Source organism: Curtobacterium sp. CFBP9011, assembly GCF_034045095.1.
GTDB lineage: Bacteria > Actinomycetota > Actinomycetes > Actinomycetales > Microbacteriaceae > Curtobacterium.
Genome location: NZ_JAXCWN010000009.1, coordinates 56,164 through 68,841 on the forward strand (window position 1 = coordinate 56,164; position 12,678 = coordinate 68,841).

General features: G+C 72.5%; 12 protein-coding genes and 1 pseudogene. 7 read left to right on the plus strand and 6 right to left on the minus strand.

Annotated features, from left to right (window positions below):
* Positions 1-327: 327 nt before the first annotated feature.
* On the minus strand, positions 328-1,086 hold the full coding sequence (locus SOM35_RS15750; protein WP_320516107.1) for a DUF4383 domain-containing protein: 759 nt from the start codon (positions 1,084-1,086) through the stop codon (positions 328-330).
* Between SOM35_RS15750 and SOM35_RS15755 the strand changes: the two genes are divergently transcribed.
* Both SOM35_RS15755 and SOM35_RS15760 read left to right on the plus strand, forming a co-directional pair.
* Positions 1,058-1,972 (plus strand): phosphatase PAP2 family protein, encoded by a 915-nt coding sequence (locus tag SOM35_RS15755; protein ID WP_320516108.1) that lies wholly within the window; start codon positions 1,058-1,060, stop codon positions 1,970-1,972. The two genes, SOM35_RS15750 and SOM35_RS15755, sit on opposite strands and share 29 nt — an antisense overlap.
* Before the next feature lie 184 nt (positions 1,973-2,156).
* Positions 2,157-3,296: a CE1758 family FMN-dependent luciferase-like monooxygenase gene (locus tag SOM35_RS15760; protein WP_320516109.1), complete on the plus strand. Its 1,140-nt coding sequence runs from the start codon at positions 2,157-2,159 to the stop codon at positions 3,294-3,296.
* A gap of 211 nt (positions 3,297-3,507) precedes the next feature.
* On the opposite strand, the pseudogene SOM35_RS15765 reads toward SOM35_RS15760, so the two are convergent.
* Both SOM35_RS15765 and SOM35_RS15770 read right to left on the minus strand, forming a co-directional pair.
* A pseudogene (locus SOM35_RS15765) lies at positions 3,508-3,720 on the minus strand (DMT family transporter); the annotation flags it as partial.
* Positions 3,720-4,034 (minus strand): DMT family transporter, encoded by a 315-nt coding sequence (locus SOM35_RS15770; RefSeq protein WP_320516110.1) that lies wholly within the window; start codon positions 4,032-4,034, stop codon positions 3,720-3,722. The gene SOM35_RS15770 and the pseudogene SOM35_RS15765, both read right to left, overlap by 1 nt.
* Positions 4,035-4,124: 90 nt before the next feature.
* Between SOM35_RS15770 and SOM35_RS15775 the strand changes: the two genes are divergently transcribed.
* The 4 genes from SOM35_RS15775 (at position 4,125) to SOM35_RS15790 (ending at position 8,109) form a co-directional block, all read left to right on the plus strand.
* Positions 4,125-4,703: a TetR/AcrR family transcriptional regulator gene (locus SOM35_RS15775; protein ID WP_320516111.1), complete on the plus strand. Its 579-nt coding sequence runs from the start codon at positions 4,125-4,127 to the stop codon at positions 4,701-4,703.
* A gap of 116 nt (positions 4,704-4,819) precedes the next feature.
* Entirely contained in the window at positions 4,820-5,839 is a 1,020-nt protein-coding gene (locus tag SOM35_RS15780; protein ID WP_320516112.1) for a permease, read from the plus strand.
* Positions 5,826-6,677, plus strand: coding sequence for a TIGR03943 family putative permease subunit (locus SOM35_RS15785; protein ID WP_320516113.1), 852 nt, complete (start codon positions 5,826-5,828; stop codon positions 6,675-6,677). Before SOM35_RS15780 ends, SOM35_RS15785 begins: the two co-directional genes overlap by 14 nt.
* Positions 6,667-8,109 (plus strand): hypothetical protein, encoded by a 1,443-nt coding sequence (locus SOM35_RS15790; protein ID WP_320516114.1) that lies wholly within the window; start codon positions 6,667-6,669, stop codon positions 8,107-8,109. Before SOM35_RS15785 ends, SOM35_RS15790 begins: the two co-directional genes overlap by 11 nt.
* A gap of 48 nt (positions 8,110-8,157) precedes the next feature.
* Here SOM35_RS15790 and SOM35_RS15795 read toward each other — a convergent pair whose 3' ends face one another.
* From SOM35_RS15795 to SOM35_RS15805, 3 genes are all read right to left on the minus strand, one after another.
* Positions 8,158-9,117, minus strand: coding sequence for a helix-turn-helix transcriptional regulator (locus SOM35_RS15795; protein WP_320516115.1), 960 nt, complete (start codon positions 9,115-9,117; stop codon positions 8,158-8,160).
* Positions 9,118-9,363: 246 nt separating this feature from the next.
* Positions 9,364-10,410 carry an NAD(P)-dependent alcohol dehydrogenase gene (locus tag SOM35_RS15800; RefSeq protein WP_111076025.1) on the minus strand — a complete coding sequence of 349 codons (1,047 nt, stop codon included), beginning with the start codon at positions 10,408-10,410 and terminating at the stop codon, positions 9,364-9,366.
* A 163-nt stretch (positions 10,411-10,573) separates the two neighbouring features.
* On the minus strand, positions 10,574-11,671 hold the full coding sequence (locus SOM35_RS15805; RefSeq protein ID WP_320516116.1) for a glycerate kinase: 1,098 nt from the start codon (positions 11,669-11,671) through the stop codon (positions 10,574-10,576).
* A gap of 139 nt (positions 11,672-11,810) precedes the next feature.
* Here SOM35_RS15805 and SOM35_RS15810 point away from each other — a divergent pair, with 139 nt between their 5' ends.
* The gene (locus SOM35_RS15810; RefSeq protein WP_221850393.1) at positions 11,811-12,653 is read left to right on the plus strand and encodes a formate/nitrite transporter family protein; all 843 of its coding nucleotides are present in this window, start codon (positions 11,811-11,813) and stop codon (positions 12,651-12,653) included.
* Positions 12,654-12,678 lie beyond the last annotated feature (25 nt).

Sequence of the window (12,678 nt, forward strand, 5' to 3'; positions counted from 1 at the left end):
GCCGGCGGCCGTTCGTGCGACCTCGGCGGTGGCCCGGCGGCCGGTCGTGCGACTTCGGCGAGGGGGGGAGACGGTCCGGTGCTCGTCGCCCCGGGTCGCACGACGTGCCGCTCGTGTCTGTCGAGGTCGCACGAAGTGCCGCGTGGGCGGGCGGTCGGCGGCCGTTCGTGCGACTTCGGCGTCGGGCCGGCGGCGGGTTGTGCGACTTCGGCGGGCCGGCGAGCGGCGGGTAGTGCCCCCCCGCTACGCACCGCACGCACCGCCCCCCCCGCACGCACGACGACGCCCGCCTGCCGGAGCGGCAGACGGGCGTCGAGGGGGAGCAGGTCAGGCGCGTGCGCCCGCTGCCCGCAGTGCGCGGAGGTTCTCCTTGTCGGCGCTCAGTGCGGTGAGCAGCAGGACGACGGCGACGATGGCGTGGAAGACGTTGTCAGTGGTGTTCAGCGCGAAGACGTTCGCCGAGGTGTTCGAGAACACGAACCCGTAGACGGCGAGCACGAGCAGGACGACACCGATCACCAGGTTCACCGCGCGGGACCCGATCGTGTTGCCGAGGCCCACGATGAAGAACGCCGCGGCGAGGATGGTCCACAGCCCGCAGAGCGCCGGGTTCAGCCCGAACGAGTTCCAGAGGAACCCACCGGAGCGGCTGAAGAACGCGCCGCCGCCGTCCTGGGCGAAGAAGAAGCCCAGGATGCCCCAGATCGCGAAGAGCGTGCCGGCGGTCATCGCCAGTGCGCGGTTCGGCGAGGCGGTGATGCTCGGTTCCTTGACGGCCACTTGGGTCTCCTCTTCCTGCGCGACGATCGCGCTGTACGACTGCCCGCCGTCGCGCTGGTCACGCACACCACCGGCGGCACGTGTCCCGGTGCTCGACCGACCTGTGTCACGCTGTCCGGAGACCTGCTGCAGGACGGCCGTGGCCTTGCTGCGGAGGCCCGCGTTCCCAGCTCCCGACGAGTCGCCCAACGGTATCGTGTCGGACCCCGAGCGACCGAATCGCTTCCCGCTCAGCAGACGGATGACGAGGCCGACCACCATGACCCCGAGGAGGACGATGCCCGTGACGCGGACGCCGGCGCGCACCGCTCCCGAGTCCTTCGACGAGGGGCGTGGACCGAGCGTCTCCCGGAGGCTCCGGTGGGCTCTGCTCGCGGCTCTGGGGTTCGTGATCGTGCCTTCCGTCTACGCGGTCGCCGTGTTGACGCCGTTGGGGCAGCGGGTGGAGGACGCCGCGCTCGGCGGTGTCCGCGAGTCCGACCTGTTCGGGTCGGACACCGCCCTCAACGTCATCTCGGTGCCGGTGATCCTGCTGTTGGTCGTCGTGATCGCCGCCGTCGCGTTCGCACGCAGGCGGCTCGCCGTGGGGCTCGGAGCGGGTTTCGTGGTGCTGGCGTCCGCGGCCACCTCGACGTTGCTCAAGCGTATCGCCGAGCGCCCGGAGATCGCCCAGTCGACGACGCCGAACTCGTTCCCGTCCGGACACGCGACGATCGCCCTCGCGGCACTGTTCGCCGTGCTGATGGTCACACCCCGTCGGTTCCGCCCCCTGGTGCTGCTCGTGGGCGCTGTCTACGCGGTGTTCGTCGCCAACCAGACCGTCGTCTACGGCTGGCACCGGGTGAGCGACATCATCGGCGCCTGCGCGGTCGCACTGTTCTGGCTCGGCTTGGTCCGGGCGCTGGGGCCGCAGGTGGACCGCGGGGTCCGGGGCGACCGCGACGGACGCCGGGGACCGCGGCGGCTGGTGACGGTGCTGCTGCTCGTCGCCGTGGGCGCGGCGCTGCTCGTCGGTGTCGTCGCGCTCCTGGTCGGCACCCTCGGGGACGGCGACCACGGTGCGATGCTCCTGGCCGGTCGGCTGGCGTCGTCCGCCAGCGTCCTCGGCGTGATCACCGCGGTCTGGCTGGCCGACGGCATGCACCACGTACCGCCGACGACCAGCGCGGACGCGCCTCCCGTCCGCATCTGACCGCAACGACGACCGCGGCAGCAGCGGCCGCCAGCGACGGCAGCGCCAGCGACGACAGCAGCAGCGGCCGCAGCGACGACAGCACCGGTGGCGGGAATGCCCCGGCCTGCGCTACGTTGTACTCGTCAGTTCGATGCAAACGCATGGAACCGGAACGAGCCAGCGACAGACGAGGCGGCACATCATGCAGTTCGGGATCTTCACGGTCAGTGACGTCACGACCGACCCCACCACCGGGACCACGCCGGACGACACCCAGCGCGTCCGGGACATCCTGACGATCGCGCAGCACGCCGACCAGGCCGGCCTCGACGTCTTCGCCACCGGCGAGCACCACAACCCGCCGTTCGTCGCCTCGAGCCCGACCACGATGCTCGGCTACCTGGCCGGCGTCACGAGGGACATCACCCTCTCGACATCGACGACCCTGGTCACCACGAACGACCCGGTGCGGATCGCCGAGGAGTACGCGATGCTCCAGGTCATCTCCGACGGACGCATGGACCTGATGATGGGCCGCGGCAACACCGGCCCGGTCTACCCGTGGTTCGGCAAGGACATCCGGCAGGGCCTGAACCTGGCGGTCGAGAACTACGCGCTGATCCGCCAGCTCTGGGAGAACGAGGTCGTCAACTGGCAGGGGCAGTTCCGCACGCCGTTGCAGGGCTTCACCTCGACCCCGCGCCCCCTCGACGGCGTCGCCCCGTTCGTTTGGCACGGCTCGATCCGCACGCCCGAGATCGCCGAGCAGGCCGCGTACTACGGCGACGGCTTCTTCCACAACAACATCTTCTGGCCGATCCAGCACACCGAGCAGATGGTCGGCCTCTACCGGCAGCGCTACGAGCACCACGGCCACGGACGCGGCGACCAGGCGATCGTCGGCCTGGGCGGGCAGTTCTTCGCGCGGAAGAACTCGCAGGACGCCGTCGACGAGTTCCGTCCGTACTTCGACAACGCCCCGGTCTACGGCCACGGCCCGTCGATGGAGGACTTCACCACCCAGACCCCGCTCACCGTCGGGTCGCCGCAGCAGGTCATCGACCGCTACGCCGCGATGAAGGACCACGTCGGGCACTACCAGCGCCAGCTGTTCCTCATCGACCACGCGGGACTGCCCCTCAAGACGGTCCTGGAGCAGATCGACATCCTGGCCGAGGACATCGTGCCGGAGCTCCGCCGCATCAACGAGTCCGACCGGCCCGCGCACGTGCCGTCGAACCCGCCGACGCACCTGGAGCGCGTCGCCGCCGCGCACGCGGCCGGCACGGCCGGTGTCGACCACGTGGCCGCGGTCGACGAGTGGACCGGCGCGTCGGTCTGACCGGCCGCGTGACCCCCTGACGGACGGGATCCGTCTCGCGGTCGGGCGAATGTGTCCGCCGTGCCGAGCCTCGGCCAGCGGCGCGCGGGGCGCGCGGGGCCGCCGGGCGCGCGGGCACCAGCTTCAGGCCGACGACGCAGCCGACGATGCCCGCGATGAACAGCAGACGGAGGAGCGTGACCGGCTCCGCCCCCGTCGCCATGCCCCAGAGCACGGTGAGTGCGGCGCCGGTGCCGGTCCAGACGGCGTAGGCGGTGCTGATCGGGATGTGCTTGAGCACGTACCCGAACGCGCCGAGGCTCAGCACGATGGTGACGGCGAACACGAGTGTCGGCCCCGGGCGGGTGAACCCGTCGCTGGCCCCGAGGGCGGTGGCCCAGACGGTCTCGAACGCGGCGCTGACGAACAGCACGACCCAGGCCATCAGCTGACCACCTTGAGGCCGACGACGCACGCGACCAGCCCGAGGACCAGGCCGAGGCGGGCGAGGGACGCGGCCTCCTGCCGCCGCAGGACCGCGACGACGACGGTCAACGAGGCACCGATCCCGACCCAGACGGCGTAGGCGGTGCCGACCGGGATCTCCTGCATCGCGAACGCGAGCCCGACCATGCTCAAGGCCATGCCGGCGACGAAGACGATCGTCGGCACCACCCGCTTGAACCCGTTCGACGCTCCGAGTGCGGTGGCCCAGACGGCTTCGAGCACGCCGGACAGCACCAGGATGACCCATGCCATGGTGTTCCTCCGATCCGAAGTCGTACGACTGTGCGACTTCACGGAGACCAGTTCTAGCATGAACTCGTACGACCGTGCGACAATTGCCGGATGGCGCGCAGCATCGACCTCGAGGAACGCCGCCGTACCGTGTCCGCGGCGGCCTGTCAGGTCCTCGCCCGCGACGGCCTCGGTGCCCTGTCCGTCCGGAACGTCGCCGCCGAGGCCGGGCTGCCCCCGAGCACCGTCCGCTACGCCTTCCCGACCCAGGCGAGCGTCCGTGAACACGCCATCGCCTCGGTGTTCGACCGGACCCGGGAGCGCATCGAGGCCATCCCCGCAGACCTGCCGACACGGCAGTGGGCGCGGGCGGTCCTGGTCGAACTGCTGCCCCTCGACGACGAGCGCGTGGTCGAGCTCGACGTCTACCTGGCCCTCGGCAACGCCGCACTGACGGACGCCGAGCTCCGTCCGACGCTCGACCGGGTCGTCGTCGAGATGCGTCGCTGGTGCGAGCGGGTCCTCGAGGTGCTCGGGGTCCCGGGCGCCGACCTCGAGTACGAGGCCTGCCGGCTGCACGCCCTGCTCGACGGGCTCGCGATGCACGTCGCCCGGCTGGCCCCCGGGGAATCGGGGGACTGGGCGATCGACGTCCTCGAGCGACACGTCGACGGGGTCGCTCGGGCCTGACACACGGCGACCCGGCCAATGCTGGCCAGTGCCGACCAGGGCCGGGGCCGCAGCGGTCTACCGGGCCTGGGAGGAGCCTCCAGGCCGACGCCCCGGACGGCCTCTATCCTGTCCCGGTGACGAGCACCCCCGCCCGCCCCGTCACGACGCGCCCGCGCAGCCTGACCGGCCCCGGTCTGGTCCTCGCCGCCGTCGTGGCGCTCCTCGCTGTCCGCGTGCTCTCGCCGGCCGTCGGGACTGCCGGCCTGCCCGACGTGGTGCAGGACTTCCTGACGCTCGCGATCAGCGTCGTCGTCGAGTCGCTGCCCTTCGTGGTCCTGGGCATCGTGCTGTCGATCGTCGTCGAGGTCTGGGTGCCGCACGGGGTCCTCGAGCGCATCCTGCCGACCCGGCCGCTGCCCCGGCGCGCGGTCATCTCGCTCATCGGCATGCTGTTCCCGGTCTGCGAGTGCGGCAACGTCCCGCTCGCCCGCGGCCTCATGCTCCGCGGGTTCACCCCGGCCGAGGCGGTCACGTTCCTCGTCGCCGCACCGATCCTCAACCCGCTCGTCATCATCAGCACCGCGCAGGCCTTCGGCTGGTCCGGGTGGATCCTGCCCGCCCGGATCCTCGGCGGCTTCGTCGTCGCGAACCTGGTCGGCTGGATCGTCGACGCGCACCGCCGTCCGGCGGACCTGCTCCTCCCCGCGTTCGAGGCCCGCTGCCGCGCAGCCGTCGGCGCCCCGCCGGTGCGTGACAAGTGGCGCGAGAGCGCGTCGCACTTCGGCGGCGAGACCGCGACGATGATGCCGGCCCTGTTCGTCGGCGCCGGGCTGGCCGCCGCGATCCAGGTCGCGGTGCCGCGGAGTGCCCTGGTCGCGGTGGGGTCGAACCCGGTGCTGTCGGTCGTCGCGATGATGCTGCTGGCGATGACGGTGTCGCTCTGCTCGAACGTGGACGCCTTCTTCGCGCTGTCCTTCGCGTCGACGTTCCTGCCCGGCTCGATCACCGCGTTCCTGATCATCGGGCCGATCATCGACGTCAAGATGATCGCCCTGCTCCGCACGACGTTCCGCGCCCGCTTCCTGGTGCTGCTCGCGGTCGTCTGCGTCCTGTTCGCCGCGACCGTCGGATTGGTGATGAATGTCTTCGTCTGAGCAGCACCCGGTCGAGCACGAGCACGAGCACGAGCACGGGTCGGCGAGAGCCGTCAGCCGGGCCGACCGCACCGCGGTGCGCCGTGCCCTGCTCGGGCTCGGGTCCGTCCTGGCCGTCGCCCTCGGCACCCTCTGGCTGGGCCTCGCCGACCACCTCGACCTCTACATCAACCCCCGCTACGCCGTCTTCACGCTGGTGCTCGCCGCCGTCGCGGTGCCCGCCTCGGTCGCCGGACTCGTCGTGGTCGCCCGCCACGGCAGCCACGCCCACGACGGGGACCCGGAACCCCGGCCGGGAGGCGGTGGTCGCCTCCTGCACGTCGTCCTCGGCTCTGTCGCAGCGCTCGTCACGATCGGCACCGTCGTCGCGATGCTCGTCCTGCCCCCGACGACCCTGTCCGCCCGGACCGCGCAGCAGCGGAGCGTCGGGTCCGCCTCGCTGTCCGACGCGACGGGCGCCGGGGCACCGGTGTCGCTCCTCGGCAGCGAGTCGGTCGACACGTCCGGCTACGGCGTGAAGGACTGGGCAGCGCTCATCCGGCAGAGCACCGACACGACGGCGCTCGTCGGCCGCAAGCTCACCCTCACCGGGTTCGTGGTGCCCGCGTCGGACGGCTCGTTCACCCTGACCCGCTTCGTCGTCAGCTGCTGCGCGGTCGACGCCCAGCCGGTCGGCATCGGCGTGACGACTGACGGCACGCTGCCGACGGAGAACCAGTGGGTCCGGGTCGAGGGTGCCCTCGCCGCGAACCCGGACACCGCCTCGGACGCGCGGCTCGTGATCCGCGCGGCGACCGTCACCCGGGTCAACCAGCCCTCGGACCCGTATGAGTACTGACACCGACACCCACACTGACACCGACGTCGGCGCCGTCCGTCCCCGACGTCCGGTCACCCACCGCTTCCGCCGCCGGTTCACGGCCGTCGTGGTCGTGCTGGCCGTGGTCGCCGCGCTCGCCGCCGTCGCCGGGTCGCAGCAGGGGCCTCGGCTGCGGTCGGTGTCGTACGACGCCAGCGACCTGGTCACCCGGCCCGCGCAGCGCGTGATCCTCACCGCGAACCAGGCCGTGCAGCGCGTCCCGGCGTCGGCGGTCCGGGTCAGCCCCGCGGCGGCGTTCTCGGTCACCTCGAGCGGCAACACCGTCGCCGTCGAGTTCGCCGGCCCGCTCGACTACGACCGCGACTACACGCTGAGCATCCGCGGCGTCCGCGCCCCGGGACAGGCGGCGGCGTCGCAGTTGCGCACCACGATCCGGACCGGCAGCACCGACGTCCTCGCCGTGGTGCCGGGGCGGAACGGCGGCGCCGACCGGATCGTCCGCCGGGACCTCGGTGCCGCCGGCATCCGCACCGTCTACCGGGCGGCGGGCATCGCCGAGTACGCGGTCCTCGCCCGCTCCCTGGTCGTGCTCCGGAACGACTCGTCCGGGCACTCGGCGATCGACATCGTGCCGCTCGCCGGCGGGGTGCAGGACCCGTCGGTCCCGGTCGAACGGCTGTCGATGCCGAGCCCGGTCGGCACCGCGAAGGCCCTGCACGCGGCCGACGACGGGGCCTCGTTCGGGTTCGTCTACGCCGACACCTCGTCCGGCCGGTCCGAGGACGTCGGCCTGTACGACGTCGACCTGACGGGCACACACCAGCCCGAACCGGTCGGGGCGGACGGCAAGCCCGCGATCGGCGCGACCCCGCTGTCGGTCGCCCAGTGGGCCTACGTGCCGCGCACCGAGAGCGCCCTGGTCCGGACCGGCACCGACGACCTGGTGCTCGTCGACATGGGCGGCCGGAACGCCCCCGTGCGGCTCGGGTCCGCGACCTACCTGCACGGCTTCGTCGGCTCCGGCACGACCGCCGTCGTCGAGACCGGCACGGGCATCGTGCAGCTGGACCTGACGAACGGCCGACGCACCGCGCTGCCCACACCGGCGGCGAGCACCGACCAGCCGTACCTCGGTCGCATCGCCCCGCTCGCCGAGGGGCGCTACCTGCGACTGGTCGGGTCGACCCGTACGGACGGCACCCTGGCGGCCCGCATCGTGCGGGTGGACGGGGCACGGGCCTCCCGGCTGGCGGTGACCATCCCCGACGACGCGAGCGTGACCGCGGTCTGCCCCTCGCCGAACGGGCAGTTCGTCGCCCTGGCGACCCGTTCTGCGGACGGCGCGCTCGTCACGGTCGTCGACGCCACGTCGGGGGCGCTCGAAGCGTCCCTGGCCGGCACGGCGATCGACTGGTGCACGGCGCTGCCGACGGGCGACGAGGTCGGCTGAGCGCGGCCGGCGCCGCGCGGCCGAGCCGCCGCCGCCGGGCCGTCGCGGCTACTGGCGGAGGGTCCGCCGCGGGTACTCGCCGAAGCGCCGCAGGTACTCGCCCGAGAACCGCCCCATGTGCGAGAAGCCCCAGCGCGAGGCGATCTCCGCCACCGACGCGGTCCCCGGCTCCGCCGCGAGCAGGTCGGCACGCACCTGGCGCAGCCGGACCTCGCGCAGGTAGTTCATCGGCGTGCGGTCGAGCGTCCGCTGGAACGACTCCTGCAGCGCCCGGACACTGAGGTCCGCTGCCTGGGCGATGTCCGTCACGGTCAACGGCTCCCCGGCGTGCTCGTGCAGGAACTCGACGGCCTTGCGGACGCGTGTGTTGCGGCGCTCGCCGTAGCCCTCGGGCTGCACCTCGGCCTGCAGCCGGTACAGCCCGAAGAGCGAACGCACGACGTCGCGCTGCGCCTCGTGCCACGCGAGCGACTGCCGGCCCGCGGTGCGGAGGGACTGGACGGCCCCGGCGACGGAGCCGCGCCACGCGTGCACGGCGGCCGCGGTCGGCGGGGTCGAGCGGTCGAAGCCGAGCGTGCCGTCGACGATGTACTGCTCACGGGCCACGTCGAGCACCAGCTCGCGGTCCAGGTGCACGAGCCGTTGGTCCCAGTTCTCGTACTCCATCTCGAAGCGTCGCTCGATCGGGAACAGCGTCGGGACGCCGGGCTCCATGCGGACCTCCTCGCGCCCGACGTCGACCCGGGCGCGGCCGGCGTCGAGCCACTGCACGACGACCTCGTTCTCGACGGCGACGTCGCCGCGCAGGTACCCGTGCATCTGCGACCGGCGGATGCTCATGCGTTCGTCGCCGACTCCGACGTACTTGTACCAGTAGTCGTGGTCGACGGGGGAGGAGTACCAGGCCCGGCCGGCGTACATCCCGGCGAGGTCCTGGACCGCGCCGCCGGTGTCGGTGCCCGACACGGCGACGATGGCGTTGGGCGCCGAGGTCTCCGGATTCGTCATGGCTCCACCATTCCTCGATCCCGGCTCGTCCGCGACCCGTCCCCGGGGCGCGGGCGCCGGGACGGCGCTCTGCGGACCGTGCCCGCGAGATGTTGAGGTCCCAGCCAGGTTCACCGCCGGATCGGGGGACAGCGGATCCGGACGCGTGGACCACACGACGGGAGGCCCGCCACCAGCTGGTGACGGGCCTCCCGTTCGCGGTGTGGACCGGCGGGTCGACGTGCGTGACGTCGAGCGCGCAGGTCGTTACGCGAGCGTCGCGGCGTCGATGACGAAGCGGTAGCGGACGTCCGAGGCGAGGACGCGCTCGTAGGCCTCGTTCACCTGGTCGGCGCTGATGAGCTCGGTCTCCGGCAGGATGCCGTGCTCGGCGCAGAAGTCGAGCATCTCCTGGGTCTCCTGGATGCCGCCGATCGCGGAACCCGCCCAGCTGCGGCGGCCCGGGATCAGGGCGAAGGCCGGGACCTCGAGGGGCTCGGACGGCGCACCGACGTTGACCATCGTGCCGTCGACCTTGAGCAGGTTGAGGTACGCACCCATGTCGACCTTGGCCGACACCGTGTTGATGATCAGGTCGAACGAGTTCGCGAGCTTCTCGAACGTCTCGGCGTCCTTCGTCGCGTAGTGGGCCTTCGCGCCGAAGCGGAGCGAGTCCTCCTGCTTCGAGGTGGTCTGCGACAGGACGGTGACCTCGGCGCCGAGCGCCGCGGCGATCTTGACGCCCATGTGACCGAGGCCGCCGAGGCCGACGATCGCGACCTGCATGCCGGGGCCGGCCTTCCAGTGGTGCAGCGGCGAGTACAGCGTGATGCCGGCGCAGAGCAGCGGGGCGACCTTCTCGATGTCGAGCGACTCGGGGACGCGGAGGACGAAGTCCTGGTCCACGACGACGGCCTGCGAGTAGCCGCCCTGCGTGATCGTGCCGTCGGCGGGGTCGACGCTGGCGTAGGTGCCGATGTTGCCCTTCAGGCAGTACTGCTCCTGGCCGGCGAGGCACTGCTCGCACTCGCCACAGGAGTTGACCATGCAGCCGACGCCGACCAGGTCGCCGACGGCGTACTTGGTGACGTCCGCGCCGACCTCGGTGACGTGGCCGACGATCTCGTGGCCGACGACCTGCGGGTACTGGATGGGGCCCCACTCGCCGCGGACGGTGTGGATGTCGGAGTGGCAGATGCCGGCGTAGGCGATGTCGATCATGACGTCGCCGGGCAGGAGGTCGCGGCGCTCGATGGTGGTCTTGACGAGCGGTTCGGTCGCGGACGGTGCCGCGTACGCGTTGACGGTGCGCAAGGGTCTCCTCGTGGGGGTGGGGATGGCGGGCCGGGTGCGGCCCGCCAACGATCCTGCTCCGGTTGCGCGACACGTGACAGGTACGGCTGGAACACCCTTCGGGTTGCCCGGAGGCGCGTGGCGTGCTGTCCGGCAGTGCGTGGCGTGTTGTCCGCGAGCGGCGTCAGGCGTCCTGCGCCCGTGCGAACCGCGCGCCGGCGATCCGGGCGAACCGCACCGGGTCCCGCAGGGCGTCGTCGGGCTCGCCCGTCGTCTGCGTCGCGATGACCGTCAGCGAGGCCGCCAGCGTGAACCCGTCGACCGACGTCTCGACCACCCCCGCGACCAGCGCCGTGGGGATCCCGCGCGCCTCGGCGAGCGCCCGGACCACCGTCGGCGCCTTGCCGGCAGCGCTCTGCGCGTCGAAGCAGCCCTCGCCGGTGACCACGAGGTCGGCCCCGGTGACAGCGTCGGACAGTCCGATCGCGTCCGCGACGGTCGCGGCGCCACGCGCGAGGACGGCACCCCAGGCGAGGAGGCCGAAGCCCGTGCCGCCCGCGGCGCCCGCGCCCGGGGTGGTCGGGTCGACGTCCGGGAAGCACCCGGCCCAGCGGCTGAGCCGCGCCTCGTGCACGGCCAGACGGTCCGGCGTCACGCCCTTCTGCGGGCCGAACACGGCGGCAGCGCCGTCGGGTCCGAGGAGCGGCGAGGTCACGTCCGTCAGCACCACGGCGCCCAGCGGCGGCAGGGTCCGGAGCGTGCCCGTGTCGACGGGAGGCACGTGGTCGAGCACCGCCCCGCCGGTCACGCCCGCCGGCACCGCCGTCCCGAGCGCGAGGCCCAGTGCCTGCAGCGCACCGACGCCACCGTCGGTCGAGGCGCTGCCGCCGATGCCGAGGAGCAGCCCGGCCGCCCCGGCGTCGAGGGCTGCGGCGATCGCCTGGCCGAACCCGGTGGTGTGCGCGGTGTCGGGACGCAGGGCATCGAGGAGCGTCAGCCCGCTGGTCGCCGCCAGCTCGACCAGAGCGCGGCCGTCCGGCAGCCGGAGCCAGGCCGTCTCGACGGGCCGGTCGTCCGGTCCGGTCACGGTCACCGGCACGCGTTCGCTGCCCGGTACCGCGGCGGCGACGGCGTCGAGGGTGCCCTCGCCGCCGTCCGCCATCGGCAGCAGGACGAGGTCGTCGTCCGGTCGTTCGCTCCGCCAACCGACGGCGACGGCGTCCGCGATCTCGGCCGCCGACGCGGTGCCCTTGAACGAGTCCGGTGCGATGACGACGCGCATCTGCACACGCTACTGGCTTCCGCGGAACGGAACCCCGGCGGCGTCACACCACGGAGTACCGCTGTGCGATGACGCCCTCGTTGCGTTTCGCGGACCCACCCCGCGGGGAGCCCGGGCGGGGCTGAGTACCGTCCGGACGATGACCGACGACCGCCGCCGCGAACTGGGATCCACCGACGCCCCCGTGGAGGACGAGCTCGCCGAGTCCTTCGACGCCACCATCGAGGAGGGCGCCGAACGCCTGCACCGCACGACCCGGGCGATCGTCATCACCGGGTTCTTCGGCGGCCTCGAGGTGGGCCTCGGCGTGATGGCCTACCTCGCCGTGCTCACCGAGACCGACAGCCACCTGCTCGCCGGTCTCGCGTTCGGCATCGGCTTCATCGCCCTGCACCTGGCGCACAGCGAGCTGTTCACCGAGAACTTCCTGATGCCCGTCGCCGCGGTCGTCGCCCGTGAGGGCACCGTCCTGCAGCTCGTGAAGCTCTGGGGTGGCACCCTGCTCGCGAACCTCGCCGGCGGGTGGGTCTTCATGTGGCTGGTGGTGCAGGCGTTCCCGCAGTGGCACGCCACCCTCGCCGAGTCCGCGTCGCACTACATCGACGCGCCGTTCGGGTTGCAGAGCATCGTGCTCGCCGTCCTCGGCGGCAGCACCATCACGCTGATGACCCGGATGCAGCAGGGCACCGACTCGGACCCGGCGAAGCTCGTCGCCGCCGTCGCGGGCGGGTTCCTGCTCGCCGGCCTGCAGCTGTTCCACTCGATCCTCGACTCGCTGCTGGTCTTCGGCGCGATCCAGTCGGGCGCGCCGATCACCTACGGCCAGTGGCTCGGGTGGTTCGGGTACACGCTGCTGTTCAACGTGCTCGGCGGGCTGGTGCTCGTGACGGCACTGCGGCTGCTCCGCACGAAGGAGCTCGTCCAGGACCGCCGCGAGGACGCCGAGGACGACCCCGAGCGCGCGGCGACCGAGCAGGACTGAGACGGGGGACAGGCCGGGCACGGCT

What these genes read in the sequence shown, in the direction of transcription:
- SOM35_RS15755 (WP_320516108.1), top strand. Translation starts at nt 1,058, where the DNA reads ATGCCCGTGACGCGGACGCCGGCGCGCACCGCTCCCGAGTCCTTCGAC.
- SOM35_RS15760 (WP_320516109.1), top strand. Translation starts at nt 2,157, where the DNA reads ATGCAGTTCGGGATCTTCACGGTCAGTGACGTCACGACCGACCCCACC.
- SOM35_RS15770 (WP_320516110.1), bottom strand. Translation starts at nt 4,034, where the DNA reads ATGGCATGGGTCATCCTGGTGCTGTCCGGCGTGCTCGAAGCCGTCTGG.
- SOM35_RS15775 (WP_320516111.1), top strand. Translation starts at nt 4,125, where the DNA reads ATGGCGCGCAGCATCGACCTCGAGGAACGCCGCCGTACCGTGTCCGCG.
- SOM35_RS15785 (WP_320516113.1), top strand. Translation starts at nt 5,826, where the DNA reads ATGTCTTCGTCTGAGCAGCACCCGGTCGAGCACGAGCACGAGCACGAG.
- SOM35_RS15790 (WP_320516114.1), top strand. Translation starts at nt 6,667, where the DNA reads ATGAGTACTGACACCGACACCCACACTGACACCGACGTCGGCGCCGTC.
- SOM35_RS15795 (WP_320516115.1), bottom strand. Translation starts at nt 9,117, where the DNA reads ATGACGAATCCGGAGACCTCGGCGCCCAACGCCATCGTCGCCGTGTCG.
- SOM35_RS15805 (WP_320516116.1), bottom strand. Translation starts at nt 11,671, where the DNA reads ATGCGCGTCGTCATCGCACCGGACTCGTTCAAGGGCACCGCGTCGGCG.
- SOM35_RS15810 (WP_221850393.1), top strand. Translation starts at nt 11,811, where the DNA reads ATGACCGACGACCGCCGCCGCGAACTGGGATCCACCGACGCCCCCGTG.